This is a genomic window from Streptomyces sp. NPDC046915, from assembly GCF_040644935.1.
Lineage (GTDB): Bacteria > Actinomycetota > Actinomycetes > Streptomycetales > Streptomycetaceae > Streptomyces.
Map to the genome: position 1 here is coordinate 56191 of NZ_JBEYXB010000030.1, position 12613 is coordinate 68803.

The 12613-nt window shown below is 69.1% G+C and carries 14 protein-coding genes and 1 pseudogene; 8 read left to right on the top strand and 7 right to left on the bottom strand.

Translation table 11 applies throughout. The features are described 5' to 3' along the window. Positions 1–122: 122 nt before the first annotated feature. The 7 genes from ABZ915_RS43555 to ABZ915_RS43585 form a co-directional block, all read right to left on the bottom strand. A complete protein-coding gene (locus ABZ915_RS43555; RefSeq protein ID WP_361815342.1) occupies positions 123–416 on the bottom strand; it encodes a WhiB family transcriptional regulator in 294 nt (97 codons plus the stop codon). 221 nt (positions 417–637) lie between these two features. Further along, the gene (locus ABZ915_RS43560; RefSeq protein ID WP_361815345.1) at positions 638–1354 is read right to left on the bottom strand and encodes an Ldh family oxidoreductase; all 717 of its coding nucleotides are present in this window, start codon (positions 1352–1354) and stop codon (positions 638–640) included. Positions 1355–1431: 77 nt separating this feature from the next. After that, the gene (locus ABZ915_RS43565; protein WP_361815347.1) at positions 1432–2181 is read right to left on the bottom strand and encodes a phosphotransferase; all 750 of its coding nucleotides are present in this window, start codon (positions 2179–2181) and stop codon (positions 1432–1434) included. Positions 2182–2342: 161 nt separating this feature from the next. Further along, positions 2343–3230: an aminoglycoside phosphotransferase family protein gene (locus ABZ915_RS43570; protein WP_361815350.1), complete on the bottom strand. Its 888-nt coding sequence runs from the start codon at positions 3228–3230 to the stop codon at positions 2343–2345. 76 nt (positions 3231–3306) lie between these two features. After that, positions 3307–4473 carry a GNAT family N-acetyltransferase gene (locus tag ABZ915_RS43575; RefSeq protein ID WP_361815353.1) on the bottom strand — a complete coding sequence of 389 codons (1167 nt, stop codon included), beginning with the start codon at positions 4471–4473 and terminating at the stop codon, positions 3307–3309. An 11-nt stretch (positions 4474–4484) separates the two neighbouring features. Beyond that, positions 4485–5003, bottom strand: a complete 519-nt coding sequence (locus ABZ915_RS43580) for a MaoC family dehydratase (protein ID WP_361815420.1) — start codon at positions 5001–5003, stop codon at positions 4485–4487. 10 nt (positions 5004–5013) lie between these two features. After that, positions 5014–5385 (bottom strand): HpcH/HpaI aldolase/citrate lyase family protein, encoded by a 372-nt coding sequence (locus ABZ915_RS43585; protein ID WP_361815356.1) that lies wholly within the window; start codon positions 5383–5385, stop codon positions 5014–5016. A 680-nt stretch (positions 5386–6065) separates the two neighbouring features. On the opposite strand from ABZ915_RS43585, the gene ABZ915_RS43590 reads away from it, so the two are divergent. The 8 genes and pseudogenes from ABZ915_RS43590 to ABZ915_RS43625 all read left to right on the top strand — a co-directional run bounded on the left by ABZ915_RS43590 (position 6066) and on the right by ABZ915_RS43625 (position 12551). Next, a complete protein-coding gene (locus ABZ915_RS43590; RefSeq protein ID WP_361815359.1) occupies positions 6066–6962 on the top strand; it encodes a TauD/TfdA family dioxygenase in 897 nt (298 codons plus the stop codon). Beyond that, positions 6959–7852 carry an ABC transporter permease gene (locus ABZ915_RS43595; RefSeq protein WP_361815362.1) on the top strand — a complete coding sequence of 298 codons (894 nt, stop codon included), beginning with the start codon at positions 6959–6961 and terminating at the stop codon, positions 7850–7852. Before ABZ915_RS43590 ends, ABZ915_RS43595 begins: the two co-directional genes overlap by 4 nt. Then, entirely contained in the window at positions 7849–8580 is a 732-nt protein-coding gene (locus ABZ915_RS43600) for an ABC transporter ATP-binding protein (RefSeq protein WP_361815365.1), read from the top strand. Before ABZ915_RS43595 ends, ABZ915_RS43600 begins: the two co-directional genes overlap by 4 nt. Before the next feature lie 43 nt (positions 8581–8623). Next, the gene (locus ABZ915_RS43605; RefSeq protein WP_361815368.1) at positions 8624–9679 is read left to right on the top strand and encodes an ABC transporter substrate-binding protein; all 1056 of its coding nucleotides are present in this window, start codon (positions 8624–8626) and stop codon (positions 9677–9679) included. Continuing rightward, positions 9676–11004: an LLM class flavin-dependent oxidoreductase gene (locus ABZ915_RS43610; protein WP_361815371.1), complete on the top strand. Its 1329-nt coding sequence runs from the start codon at positions 9676–9678 to the stop codon at positions 11002–11004. The genes ABZ915_RS43605 and ABZ915_RS43610 overlap by 4 nt, the downstream gene beginning before the upstream one ends. Next, positions 10997–11320, top strand: a pseudogene (locus tag ABZ915_RS43615) (ATP-binding cassette domain-containing protein); the annotation flags it as partial. The gene ABZ915_RS43610 and the pseudogene ABZ915_RS43615, both read left to right, overlap by 8 nt. Positions 11321–11451: 131 nt before the next feature. Then, on the top strand, positions 11452–11838 hold the full coding sequence (locus tag ABZ915_RS43620; protein ID WP_361815423.1) for an ABC transporter ATP-binding protein: 387 nt from the start codon (positions 11452–11454) through the stop codon (positions 11836–11838). After that, positions 11835–12551, top strand: coding sequence for an ABC transporter permease (locus tag ABZ915_RS43625; RefSeq protein ID WP_361815374.1), 717 nt, complete (start codon positions 11835–11837; stop codon positions 12549–12551). The genes ABZ915_RS43620 and ABZ915_RS43625 overlap by 4 nt, the downstream gene beginning before the upstream one ends. Positions 12552–12613 lie beyond the last annotated feature (62 nt).

A 12613-nucleotide genomic window follows, 5' to 3' on the forward strand; every position in this document is an offset into this window, starting at 1 on the left:
GGGGAAGGCCGGGGTGTCTATGGTCTTGGCTGTCCCTTGCGGCGGGAGCTGGGGCTATGCCAACATCCGCGGCGTTCCGCGTTGCGGACGTGCCTCTGGTTGTGGGTTCGCGACGGAATCGCTCAGCCGGCCCGTGGCCGCTCGCTCTCGCGGCGGGCGTCCTCCAGGACCTTCCGCCACGAGGTGACGTTCGGCTTGCGGCGCAGCAGTGCTCTGCGCTCGCGTTCGGTCATGCCGCCCCAGACGCCGAACTCAAATCCGTTGTCGAGGGCTTCGGCCAAGCACTCGATGCGCACCTGGCACCCTGTGCAGACCGCCTTGGCCCGCTTCTGGTGCGGACCGTCCACGAAGAGCTCATCCGGGTCGGAACTTCGGCAGGCGGCGTCCTCACTCCAGTGGTCCTGAGAACTCGGCATGGCTTCCCTCCCTCGTCGCAACCAACGACAGATCCACTTTATTGCGCTGGTCAGGACGGGTGTCCCGGCCGTGGGGTGCATATGCGCCACGGCACTCCGTTCGGGCAGGCGGGACGCTTCTCAAGCCGTGGGCAGTTGCTGTGCCACGGTGTGCAACGGGGGCCGCAAGCCGTACTACGGAAGCACTCGGTCGTGGACCGGGGTGATTGCGGGAGATGGAGTCACAGGCGGCACAGTGCCGAAATGCTCAACCCGCGTGCCGATGGGGAGCCTGCGCGATCCCGCTCGGGTGGCAATTGTGCTGGACAGCAACTATCGCGGTGTACGGGTGGGTAGCATCCGGCAGCATCATCCGAGGTATAAGGAGCGTGCCGTCGTGGCCAATGAGCCCGAGACCACTTCGGGCTGGTCTTCGTCGCGGGAGCTGCTTTCTTCGCAGTCGGCTTTCGGGCAGCCGTCTTCTTCGTGGTATTCGTGGCGATCCCGATCAGTCCGCGCCGGGCGATGGCCTCACTCCAGTCGGCGAGGATGCCGTACCGCTGAGTGTTGATCATCCCGACGACGCCTGCACCGAACAGCCTGGCTCGCTCCACTGTCACAGAGACGGCGAAGTCCGTGCTGAGCGGCCCGACTTCGGGGTGCGCGTCGATAGTTGCGAACACGCCCCGCTGGCGGACAACCTCGGGCGGGGCCTGGCGCTCGGGGAAGAATCGGGACTCGAAGACGAACTTCGCGACTCCATGCGACGGCTTGCCCCGCAGTTCCCCTGTCAGGTAGTGCCACACCACCTGACTGGACGCTTCTGCGGGTACGCCGGCGGCGGCGCACACCTCGGCCATCAGCCGCTCCAGGTCGTTGATTGGCATCCGTACGTCCGTCGGGCTCGGATCGGATCTCACCCAGCTGTGGGCGTCTTTCTGATGGGCGCGTTCAGGCATGGCTCTCCCTAGGAAGCGGGTGGGGGACGATGAGCCCCGGCCGATCGGCTACGGCCGGAGGAATGAGTCGATGCAGGTCAGGTGGTAGCGGCGCGGAAGGCGTGCCAGCGCTGGGCCGACCGGAACTCGCCATCCCGCTCAAGGCGGCGCCAGGAAGCACAGACTTCTGCCTGTTCGGCACGGCGCCGAGCCAGCGCGGCGACGAAGATATCTACGGCTGGGCCCGGGGCCGCCGCCCAGGCGGGGAGCGTCTGACGGGCCCAGCTCTCGGCCACCTGGGGAGCCGTGCCGGCGTTGATGATCGACGCCAACAAAAAGCCGGAGCTCAGCCAACCGGCACCACGCCCAGGCCGTGCCCAATCCACGAGCACGGCCGCCCCGCCGTCGCAGACGAGGATGTTGCCAGCGTGGAGGTCCGTGTGCACAAGCCAGTCCCCGGCAAGCCGATGCAGGTCCAGGTCACCGGCCAGGTGCGCCCACCGTTCCTCGATCCCGAGGGTGCCCGCGAAGTCAGGCACCTTCACGGCTGGCAAATGCTGGAGCACCTCCGCTACTGCGCCGAGATCCGTGGAGGCAGGTGACAGGTCAGCATGGCGGCCCTGCACATGCTCGAACAGCAACCACCGCCAGCCGCCCGCCGTACCGGGGTGGAGCAGGCGGGGCGAGATCTCGGCGACGATCGGTGCGACGCGCGCCTCAGCCTCCAGAGTGTCCGCGTACCGATGAGTCAACGGTGTCGCCTTGAGGAACACCCGGCCCTCGGGGACCTCGAGAGCCAGGGTGAGCAGGGCAGTACGCCCCCCCGACGCCGGAACGGTGGCGAACACAGGGCCGGCGCAACCCTCGACAGCGGCGCGCAGCGGCTGCGGGACGGCGTTCCATGCGATCGACTCGGGCGGCCGTACACGTCGGACTCGAAGACCATCTTCAACTCCAATCGCTTGGGGACTCAGGCATCGCGGCCGACTGCTGGCCCGGGCGGGATCGGCTATGGGCGCTGGGAGGCCATCCGGTCGAGGATGAGATGGCCGCGTGCCGCGAGGTCTCCGCGGTCTTTGACCAGGCCAGTGCGCAAGTAGGAGACGCCCAGACGGACGGTCAGCAGCCGCAGCAGCTCTTCCTCCTCCTGTGTCAGAAGGCGGCCGTAGCCGGTGAAGTAGGCGTCCCGGAGATCGGGCCGCACGGACCAGACGGCGCCGAACAGCCACACGCACTCCTCTACGACGACGCCGTACTGGCTCATGGCGAAGTCGATCAGACCATGGCTGTCGGTTGCGGAGTCGTAGAGCCAGTTCCTGGTCGCGTAGTCGCCGTGCCGGAAGACCAACGGCAGTCGCGCGGCCAGGTCCACCAGGTTTTTCGATGCGGCTTCAACCAGCGCGATCCGGTCGACGGCCAGGTGCGCGGCGGTATCCTCCAGGCAGTCGGCAGCTTCCTGGGCATACTCCTGCATAGCGGAGCGCACGGCCGTACGGTCTGCGGCCGACCCGGCGTCCGACGCGTCATGCCAGTGACGCAGCAGCCGACCAGCGTCCTCGTGCAGACGCAGTTCCACATCCCGGGCCAGCGGCAGGTCCCGGACGACCTGGCCCGGCAGCGGCGAGCTGAGGAGCGCACGCAAGTCCGGGTCGGCGGCCAGCAGGCGGGGCGCCTGCTGATCGCTCAGGACTCGCTCGGTGTAGGCGTACCCGGCGACCTCTCGGTCGAAGTCGAGTTCGCTATGGCTGATCTTGACGAAGGCGGATCGTGAACCGGCGGCTACGCGCCACACCTGTGAACTGCTCCGTGGCCAGGAGCGATCCTCGATCGTGTCCAGGCCGGACAGGTGGTCGGCGACCCAGGCACGCAGCTCGGGCGGGAGGGGCTTGTCGGTCATCGGGTGAACGTCTCCGAAAGGGTGGACAAGGCTCATTACTTATGGCAGGTACAACGAGCGGAGCAGCGGGTCGGGGTCAGAAGTAGTCGGCTAGCCAGGGCTCCCTGTCGCCGGTGACGGCCAGCAGGCGGGCGATCGCGGCCACGTCTCCCCGTACCCCAGCCAGGGCGGCGGCCGCCGCGTTGCGGTACCCGCCGGCGTACCAGACAGCGAACTTTCCTTCCGACAGGGTGACGTGGGCCGAGTTTCCGCCGCGGTGGAGTTCTCCGCAGCCGTCGCCGATCCGCAGGGTGTACCGGTCGGTGCCAGAGCCGTCTCCCGCGACGAGGTCCAGCACTATCTCAGTGTCAGCGTGCTCGGGCCAGCCGCGCAGTTCCACGGCGCGGCACGGGTTGAGGATCCGGAGCATCCAGGGGTGCCAGGCCCGGGCGGTAGCTGCCCCGCCCTTCTCCAGGCCGTGCAGCAACAGCATCCCTGGCGGCAGGCCGGTGCGTTCGAACGCCACCGTGGGGATACGGCTGTGGTGTCCGCCGAGAAAGGAGAGCATCGCGGCGGCAGTGGGGTGGTCGGCCGCCCAGAAGTCGTATACGACCAGCCGCAGCCCGTCGACCGGGTGTCGCCGTACGGCCAGTGCGAGCGCGCCGCTCGGCAGGTGGCCAGGCGCGGCGAACGCGTAGGTGTCCAGGTCTGGGTGCTGGTCTTGCTGCCAGGCGTTCCACCAGGCGGGACGCTGCCAGGGACCGTTCCACTGGCCTGCCAGGCCGTCGCGCATCTTCGCCAGATACTCGGTGTCGCCGAAGGTGATCTCCAACCTTTCGGCACCGACCTGCTTCAGGGCGTCGGTGGGTACCGTCCAGGAGAAGACCTGCGTCGGGGCCTCCCAGCCCATCCGGCGCAGGTAGCCATTGGAGGCCGTCCATAGCGTCGCAACGACCGCACCCTGCTCCCGCAGCCTGCGCAACCGCTCGGCGGCCAGCCGGGCCGAGAGCCGACCACCCCGTTCCTCGGGAGCGACACAGCCGCACGCCATGCTCGCGCCGGGGACCGGACGGCCCCCGAACCACTGCGGGACGGGCAGGCCCAAGCCGCCGGCGATGACCCTGCCGCCGCGCAGCGCCACCCGTCGATCGGCGTGCCGACCGAGGCGCGCGATGTCGGGGACGTCGTGGCCGTAAGCGCGCCGGGCAAGGACCCCGTACTCCTCCCACATGGCCTCGTCAGCCGCGGAGAACGTGATATTCACGGGGTGCCCTCCTAGTAGCCGGTGGCGTCGCGCAGGGCGTCGCGGTCGGCAGGGACGAAGAAGCTGCGGGTGCAGCTGACGACCCGCTCGTCGTGCTGGTTGAACCCCTCGATGCGGCAGGTGACGATGCCCTGATCCGGACGGCTTGCGGAGCGGCGGGCGGCCAGCACCGTGCTTTGCGCTCGCAGGGTGTCGCCGACGTGGACGGGATGCTCGAAGCGCACCTCATCCAGGGCTATGTTGCCGGTGGTCATGCCGCTGGTGGATCGCACCGTCATGCCGAGCACGACGTTGAGGGTGAGCATGCCGCACACCAGGACGCGCTCGTGCCCGATGCGGCAGCAGAACTCGGTGTCGGAGTGGATGGGGGCCTCGTTGCCCATCAGCGCGAGGACCTGAACGTGCTCAGTCTCGGTCACTGTCCGCGCCGGACGGTGCTGAATGGCCAAGCCCGGGACGAGCTCGTCGAGGCCCAGTCCGACGACCTCCCGGATCTGGTCCCCTTCGACGCGACGGAAACCGCGGGGGATGTCAGCGCCCTCAGCAGCCTGCCTTCTCGCTCGGGTCGGTCAACGTGTCATGGGCTCGAGCGACGACGGCGTGGGCCGCTGTGATCAGAGGCGGCCCAACCATCGCCCCGTTCACGGTGGTGATGCTGCCCTCCGCCGTCGCGGCCGCCTCGAGCACGGCACGTGCCGCCTCCACGTCGCTCCGGCTGGGCGCGAACGCCTCCTCGATCACTGGGAGCTGGCGCGGGTGGATGGCGACCTTGCCGGTGAAGCCGAGCTCCGCGGCCTCAATCGCCTCCTGACGCAGAGCGGCCGGGGCGTCGAGCGAGAAGAACGGTGAGTCCACGGCGGGAAGACCGGCGGCGGCCGCAGCGGCGGCCAGCACGGCGCGCGGATACCACATGGCGCGGGTTGTCCTGCGGCATCCGGAGGAAGTGGCCACGCCCGGTGTGGGTCTCGCCACCTGAGACAGGTCGCGGGGTTGCGAGACGATCTGCCGTTGCGGGATCGCCTTGTCGGAGAAGCCCTCGGAGCATGCGGACGTGGTGGGGGCCGGACCTGGAGGACGTCAGCCGAGCGATTCCGTGTCCGCAATGCAAGACCCGTCCGGGAAGTTATTGACCGACATGGTGGGAGTCTGCTGAACTCCCGTTTCATGAACCCGCGCGTGGACCTCACTCGGCGGCGCCACATCGATCTGGCGCACGTCTCCAGCGCGTTTTGTTGTCGCTGACCCGGTAAGTGGTCCCCGGCGGCAGTCGGCGCGCGCAGTCGGTGCGCGCCGTCCTGAGACGGCCTTGAGTCGCCCGCCTCGCGATGCCTCCCCGCGGCATCGCCGTAACACCTCCTGAGGGCTCTCCGTCTCCTCTCCTTCTCGTGTGAGCCGGGAGCCTGTTCGCGCACACCGACGCGGTCGCTGACAAAGCGGCCGCAGCGGTCCTGCGACCACGCAGCCTTCTCCGGCCGGCCGACTCCGCGTTCCGCGCGTGGTCGATCAGACCTGCGCAGTACCAGCCGCCTCACTCAGCTGCCCGAGCCTCAGCACCTGTTCGCGTACCCCGTCAGTCCGAGAGGGACTCCGTCATGCCTCCGTCCATCCGCAAGCTCACCAGCCGCATCGGCGCGGTCGTCGAGGGTGTCGATCTCACGGCGCCGCCCGACCTCTCGACGGTCACGACGCTGCGCGACGCCCTCAACGAGCACAAGGCGATCGTGTTCGACGACGTGCGGCTCGACAACGCAGGCCAGGAGCGTGTGGCCCGCTGGTTCGGTGAGCTGACGACCGCCCATCCCAATGTGCCGGCCGCCGACGGCACGACCAACGTGCTCGCCGTCGACAGTGAGACCTCCAAGGCCAACGAGTGGCACGCCGACGTCACCTTCGTCGTCAACCCGCCGCAACTGACCACGCTCCGCTCCATCGTGACCCCGCCCCACGGCGGTGAGACGCTCATCGCGAATGCCGCCGCGGCCTACCGCGACCTGCCCGATCCCCTGCGCGCCCTGGCGGACACGCTCCGCGTCGTGCACACCAACCAGTACGACTACGCGCGCCCCGCGGCCACGACCGCCGAACGGCAGGCATACGACCGCGCTTTCGTGTCCACACCGTACGAGGCCGAGCACCCGGTCGTGCGCGTACACCCGCTGACAGGCGAACGCGGACTGTTCATCGGCGGGTTCGCCAAGCGGATCGTCGGCCTGTCGGGCGGTGACTCGGCGGATCTGCTGCGCATCCTGCAGTCGTACGTGACCCGCCCGGAGAACATCCTTCGCTGGACCTGGTCCCAGAACCAGCTGCTGATCTTCGACAACCGGATCACCCAGCACTACGGGGTGGACAACTACGACGACCACCCGCGCCGCCTCAACCGGGTGACCGTCGCCGGAGACGTACCCGCCGGAGTCGACGGCCGCCGCAGCGAACAACTCCTGGGCGACGCCTCGCACTACAGCAGCGTCCTGGCGGTGGCGGCATGACCGAGGTCCGCATCCCGGCACCAGCCGTCGTCAAGGGTTTGAACGCCGGGACGACGAACGAGCGGGAACGCGAGGTGTTCCTGCCGCGCGACGCCCGCCGACGGACATCGCTTCACGCTCTCCGTGAGCGCCTGCGGTGGCCGCTGGGCATCTACACGACCCCGGTCGTGATCCTGATCGCCTGGGAGGCGCTCGCCCGGACGGGCGTAGTGTCGAAGACGTACGCCCCGGCGCCGACCTCGATCGTGAAGTCGGCCGCCGGTCTGTGGCAACAGGGCGTCCTCGGACCCGACTTGGCCATATCCCTGCAGCGGGCCGGCATCGGTCTGGCGATCGGCCTGACGGTGGGGATCGTCACCGGCGTCCTCGGCGGGCTGCTGCGCAGCGGCGAGTACCTGTTCAACGGACTCGTGCAGGTGCTCAACACGATCCCTCTCCTCGCGGTGCTGCCGCTGATGATCGTGTGGTTCGGCATCGACGAACTCACCAAGGTGCTGCTGATCTCCTTCGGCGCCGGCGTCCCGATGTACCTCAACCTGTTCGCCGCGATCCGGGGCGTCGACCAGCGGCTGATCGAGATGGCGCGCACGACGGGCGCCGGCACCTGGCGCCTGGTCACCCGCGTGCTCGTGCCCGGAGCCCTGCCGGGGTTCCTCGTCGGCCTGCGGTTCTCCCTCGCGTACAGCGTCCTGGGCCTGGTCGCCGCCGAAACGGTCAACGCCGACAAGGGACTCGGCTTCCTCATCACCCAGGGGCAGACGTATCTCCAGACCAATCAGGTCTTCGTGGGGCTGGTGATCTACTCGCTCCTCGGTCTGCTCGCCGACCAGTTCGTCCGGGCTCTCGAGCGGGTGCTGCTGCGCTGGCGCCCCAGTTATGAGGCGTCATGAGCAGCACGATCGCGGCGGAGCCCCGTCGCCGGACCGGGGTCCTCGTCGAGCAGGTGGTCCGTCAGTTCGGCGACCGCGTGGTGCTCGACCGCCTCGACCTGACCATCGATGAAGAGGAGTTGGTGATTCTGCTCGGCCCTTCGGGCTGCGGCAAGAGCACCCTGTTGCGGCTGCTCGCCGGACTGGACCGACCCGACGGAGGCCGGGTGGAGGTGCCGGCGCGGCGCGCCATCGTCTTCCAGGCCGACCGGCTGCTTCCCTGGCAGCGAGTGCTGCCCAACGTCACCCTCGGCCTGCATGGACCCGACGCCGATCAGAAGGCCCGCGGCGTGCTCGCCGAGGTCGGACTCGCGGGTCGCGAGAAGGCCTGGCCCAAGGAGCTCTCCGGCGGCGAGGCCCAGCGGGTGTCCCTTGCCCGGGCACTGGTCTCCGAGCCCGAACTCGTGCTGCTCGACGAGCCGTTCGCGGCCCTGGACGCCATCACCCGGTTGCGCATGCACGACCTCGTACGGGCCCTGCGCAGCAAGCACCACGCGGCCATGCTGCTCGTCACCCACGACGTCGACGAGGCGATCGCCCTGGCGGACCGCATCGTCGTCATGAGCAACGGCCGCATCGGCAGTTCGCACGAGGTGCGTCTCTCCGCCCGGGACCGCGAGGCGAGCGTCGCCCGCGAGGAACTCCGCGCCCGGCTTCTGGAAGACCTGGGCCTCGTCGGCCAGCACTGATCTCTCCCACCACCCTCTCCCAGCACAGAAAGCACGACAAGCCATGCATAGAAGAACGGCTGGACTCATCGCCGCCCTCGGCTCGCTCACCCTGGCGGGCACCCTCACCGCCTGCGGATCCTCCTCGAACACCTCCGCACCGCTGAGCAACGCTGCCGACGCGAGCGACGCCAAGCACCCCGAGTGGAGCAAGTACACCTTCACCATCGGCGACAACGGCGGTGACGGCAGCCAGGAACTGGCGCGTATCACCGGCGCGTTCGACAACGCGCCCTACAAGGTGAAGTTCGCCCGCTTCACCTACGGCCCACCGCTCGTGCAGGCCGCCGCCTCGGGCGACATCGACCTCGGCAGTGTCGGCGACGTGCCGCCGATCACCGGTGCCGCGAAGGAGTACGGCTTCAAGGTCGTCGCGGTCAACCGCTCGCTCAGGCCCACCCAGTCCAACGAGAACATCATCGTTCCCAAGGGGTCGCCGCTGAAGACGCTCAAGGACCTCAAGGGCAAGAAGATCGCCGTCCCGCAGGGCAGTTCGGCCCACGGACTGGCCCTCAACGCACTCAAGAGCGTCGGTCTCACTCCTAAGGACGTGCGGCTGGTCTTCCTCGACCCGGCGGCCGGCGCCACGGCCTTCAACACGGGCAAGGTGGACGCCTGGTCGATCTGGAATCCCCAGTCCGCGATCGCGGTCAAGAACGGCGCGCGGATCCTGGCCAAGGGGCTGCCGCCGATCGACCAGACGAGCAGTTACTACGTCGCCAGTGAGAAGTCGCTCAACGACAAGACCAAGCGGGCGGCGCTCACGGACGTCCTGAAGCGCCTGGCCAGCGAGTTCGCCTGGGCGATCAAGCACGAAGACAAGTACGCCGAGGCCCTGTCCAAGGAGGAGGGCATCCCGCTGGACGACGCCAAGGCCTCCGTGAAGGCCTTCGAGACCCGCGTGACCCCGGTGGAGACGGCGGACATCGCAGCCGAACAGAAGCTCGCCGACGCCTTCCTGGAGGCGGGCCAGATCACCAAGACCGTCGACGTCAAGTCGATCACCGACAACCTCCTCCCGGCCGGCTACGACAGCTCCAAGCTGAAGGTCACCTCATGAGCGCGGCACGACGGCAACTCCACCTCAACGCCTTCCTCATGGAGGCGGGCCACCACGAGGCGGCCTGGCGGCTCCCGCACAGCAACCCCCGCGCCGACTTCGACCTGCGGCACTGGATCGAGCTGGCACAGCTCGCCGAGAGCGCCAAGTTCGACTCGCTGTTCCTCGCGGACGGACCCGCCCTCATCGGCACCGGCGAGTTCCGGCCCCCGGGCCAGCTCGAACCCCTGACGCTGCTCACCGCGCTGTCCCAGGCGACCAGCAGGATCGGCCTCATCGCGACCGTGTCGTCGACGTACAATGAGCCGTACAACCTCGCCCGTCGCCTGGCGTCCGTCGACCACGTCAGCGGCGGCCGCGCCGGCTGGAACATCGTCACCTCGGCGGGCGCGGACGAGGCGGCCAACTTCGGCCTCGACGACCGCCCCGGCCACGCCGAACGCTACGCCCGCGCCGACGAGTTCCTGAAGGTCGCCAAGGCGCTGTGGGACAGCTGGGAGTCCGAGGCCGTCCTGGCGGACAAGACCGCCGGACGGTACGCCGAACCGGGTCTGCTGCACCGGCTGGACCACCAGGGCCGGTACTTCAAGGTCGCCGGGCCGCTCAACGTCGAGCGCCCACCGCAGGGTTATCCGCTGCTCGTCCAGGCCGGCTCCTCGGAGGACGGCAAGGACTTCGCCGCTCGCCACGCCGAGGCCATCTTCACCGCCCACACGACGTACGAGCGCGCCGCCGCCTTCTACGCCGACATCAAGGCACGAACCCGGGCGGCGGGGCGGGACCCCGACGGTGTCATCGTCCTGCCGGGCATCGTCCCCTACCTCGGGTCGACCGAGGAGGAGGCGCGGGCACTCGCCCGGCAGTTCGACGAGCTGCGCGTACCCGAGTACGGGCTGCGTCAGCTGGCCGCCGTGTTCGAGACCAAGCCGTCCGTCTTCCAACTCGACGCCCCACTGCCGGACTTCATCCTGGCGAGGCCGAAGCTGGAGGGTTCGCAGAGCCGTTCCGACCTGATCACCGAGCTCGCGGTGCGCGAGCAGTTGACGGTCCGGCAGATCATCTCCCGGCTCGGGGGCGGACGTGGTCACTTCGAGTTCGTCGGCACGCCCGAACAGGTCGCGGACACGATCATCGCCTGGTTCGAGGGCGGTGCGGCGGACGGGTTCAACATCATGGCTCCTGCCCTGCCGTCGGGCCTGGCGGCGTTCGTCGAGCAGGTGCTGCCGATCCTGCGCGGCAAGGGCCTGTTCCGTGAGGAGTACGAGGGCACGACCCTGCGCGAGCACTACGGGCTCCCGGTCCCCGCGAACCAGTTCCATGGCTGACCCGCTTTCCGGGGCCGCCCCGGTCTGCGGGTCCGCTCCACGTCCCACGGCTGACCCGCTCGCGACTCCCGCCGCTGCCACTTCACGAAGCGGCGGGAGCGCGCCCGCGCTGCGGGTGGAGGGCCTGCGCAAGACGTACGAGGACGGCTTCACCGCGGTGTCCGGGCTCGACCTGGAGATACCCGACGGCGCGTTCTTCGGGCTGCTCGGCCCGAACGGCGCGGGAAAGACCACCCTCATCGGTTCGGTGTGCAACATCGTCCGTCCCACCGCCGGCACTCTTTCCGTCTTCGGCCACGACCACTGGAGCCGTCAGGCCCGCAGGCTCCTCGGCCTGGCCGCACAGGAGATTAACGTCGACCGGTTCCTGTCCATCCGGCAGATCCTCGTCTACCACGCCGGTTACCACGGCATCGTCGGCAGGCGGCCGCACGGCGCGCCGACGAACTGCTCGCCCTCTTCCTCCTCGACGACAAGGCCGACGCACGCGCCTACGAACTGTCCGGCGGCATGCAACGCCGGCTCGTTCTCGCGCGAGCCCTCATGCAACGTCCCCGCCTGCTCATCCTCGACGAGCCGACGGCAGGCTTCGACATCGAGCTGCGCTCGGAGATCTGGCGGGTCGTCAAGGGCCTCAACGCGGCCGGCACCACCGTCCTGCTGACTACCCACTACCTGGAGGAGGCGGAGACCTTGTGCGACGAGATCGCGCTGCTGCGCGCAGGCCGGATCGTCGACCGCGGCTCCGCCGCCACGCTGCGGGAGCGGTACGCGGCCCGGGACATCTCCGAGGTCTACGACCGGGTGATCACGGCCGAGGAGGTGGCCTCGTGACCAGTACCGACACCCCGGCCCTCCCGGCGCGCGACGAACCCTTCCGGGCGGAACGCCCACCGTTCCTGTGGCTCCTGGAACGCGAGGTGCTGCGCTTCCTCACGATCTGGCGCTACAGCGTTGTCGGTCCCGTGCTGTCGACCGTGCTGTTCGTCGTGGTCTTCGGATCGGCCCTCGGCTCGCATGTCGACACGATCGACGGCGTCGGCTACGGCAGCTTCATCGTCCCCGGCCTCTTCGCCCAGGCGATCGTCAACGTCGGCTTCTTCAACGGGACGACCAGCCTGTTCGAGGCACGCCGGGACCAGTACATCAACGACGTGTTCGCCAGCCCGCTCAGGTGGTGGGAGATCAACGCGGCACTGGTGGGCGGCGGTGTCGCCCGGGGAGCCGTCGTAGGTGCGGGCGTCCTGGCGGTGGCCTTGCCCCTCACCCACGGCGGCGCCCCGGCCCGCCCCCTCGTCCTGCTGTTCGGCACGCTCGGGCTGCTCCTGGTCGCCGCGCAGGTCGGCGTGATCGCCGGCGCCCACGCCAAGTCCCTCGACCATGTCTACTCCATGGAGTCGATCATCCTGCTGCCGCTGGGCTTCCTCGGCGGTGTCTTCTACTCGGTCCACCAACTGCCGCCGTTCTGGGACTTCCTGAGCCACCTCGACCCCGTCTTCTGGCTCGTCCAGGTCGAGCGGATCGGCTTCCTCGGCCAGGCGACGTAGGCGCGGGCTGGGCCCTCGCCGTGGTCTGGGTCCTCGCGGCGGCCCTGACGGCCTGGTCGGCC

Excerpts from the sequence above, each read along its gene's own strand:
- ABZ915_RS43600 (WP_361815365.1), top strand. The coding sequence starts at position 7,849 with ATGAGCAGCACGATCGCGGCGGAGCCCCGTCGCCGGACCGGGGTCCTC.
- ABZ915_RS43610 (WP_361815371.1), top strand. The coding sequence starts at position 9,676 with ATGAGCGCGGCACGACGGCAACTCCACCTCAACGCCTTCCTCATGGAG.
- ABZ915_RS43595 (WP_361815362.1), top strand. The coding sequence starts at position 6,959 with ATGACCGAGGTCCGCATCCCGGCACCAGCCGTCGTCAAGGGTTTGAAC.
- ABZ915_RS43590 (WP_361815359.1), top strand. The coding sequence starts at position 6,066 with ATGCCTCCGTCCATCCGCAAGCTCACCAGCCGCATCGGCGCGGTCGTC.
- ABZ915_RS43605 (WP_361815368.1), top strand. The coding sequence starts at position 8,624 with ATGCATAGAAGAACGGCTGGACTCATCGCCGCCCTCGGCTCGCTCACC.
- ABZ915_RS43555 (WP_361815342.1), bottom strand. The coding sequence starts at position 416 with ATGCCGAGTTCTCAGGACCACTGGAGTGAGGACGCCGCCTGCCGAAGT.
- ABZ915_RS43560 (WP_361815345.1), bottom strand. The coding sequence starts at position 1,354 with ATGCCTGAACGCGCCCATCAGAAAGACGCCCACAGCTGGGTGAGATCC.
- ABZ915_RS43570 (WP_361815350.1), bottom strand. The coding sequence starts at position 3,230 with ATGACCGACAAGCCCCTCCCGCCCGAGCTGCGTGCCTGGGTCGCCGAC.
- ABZ915_RS43585 (WP_361815356.1), bottom strand. The coding sequence starts at position 5,385 with ATGTGGTATCCGCGCGCCGTGCTGGCCGCCGCTGCGGCCGCCGCCGGT.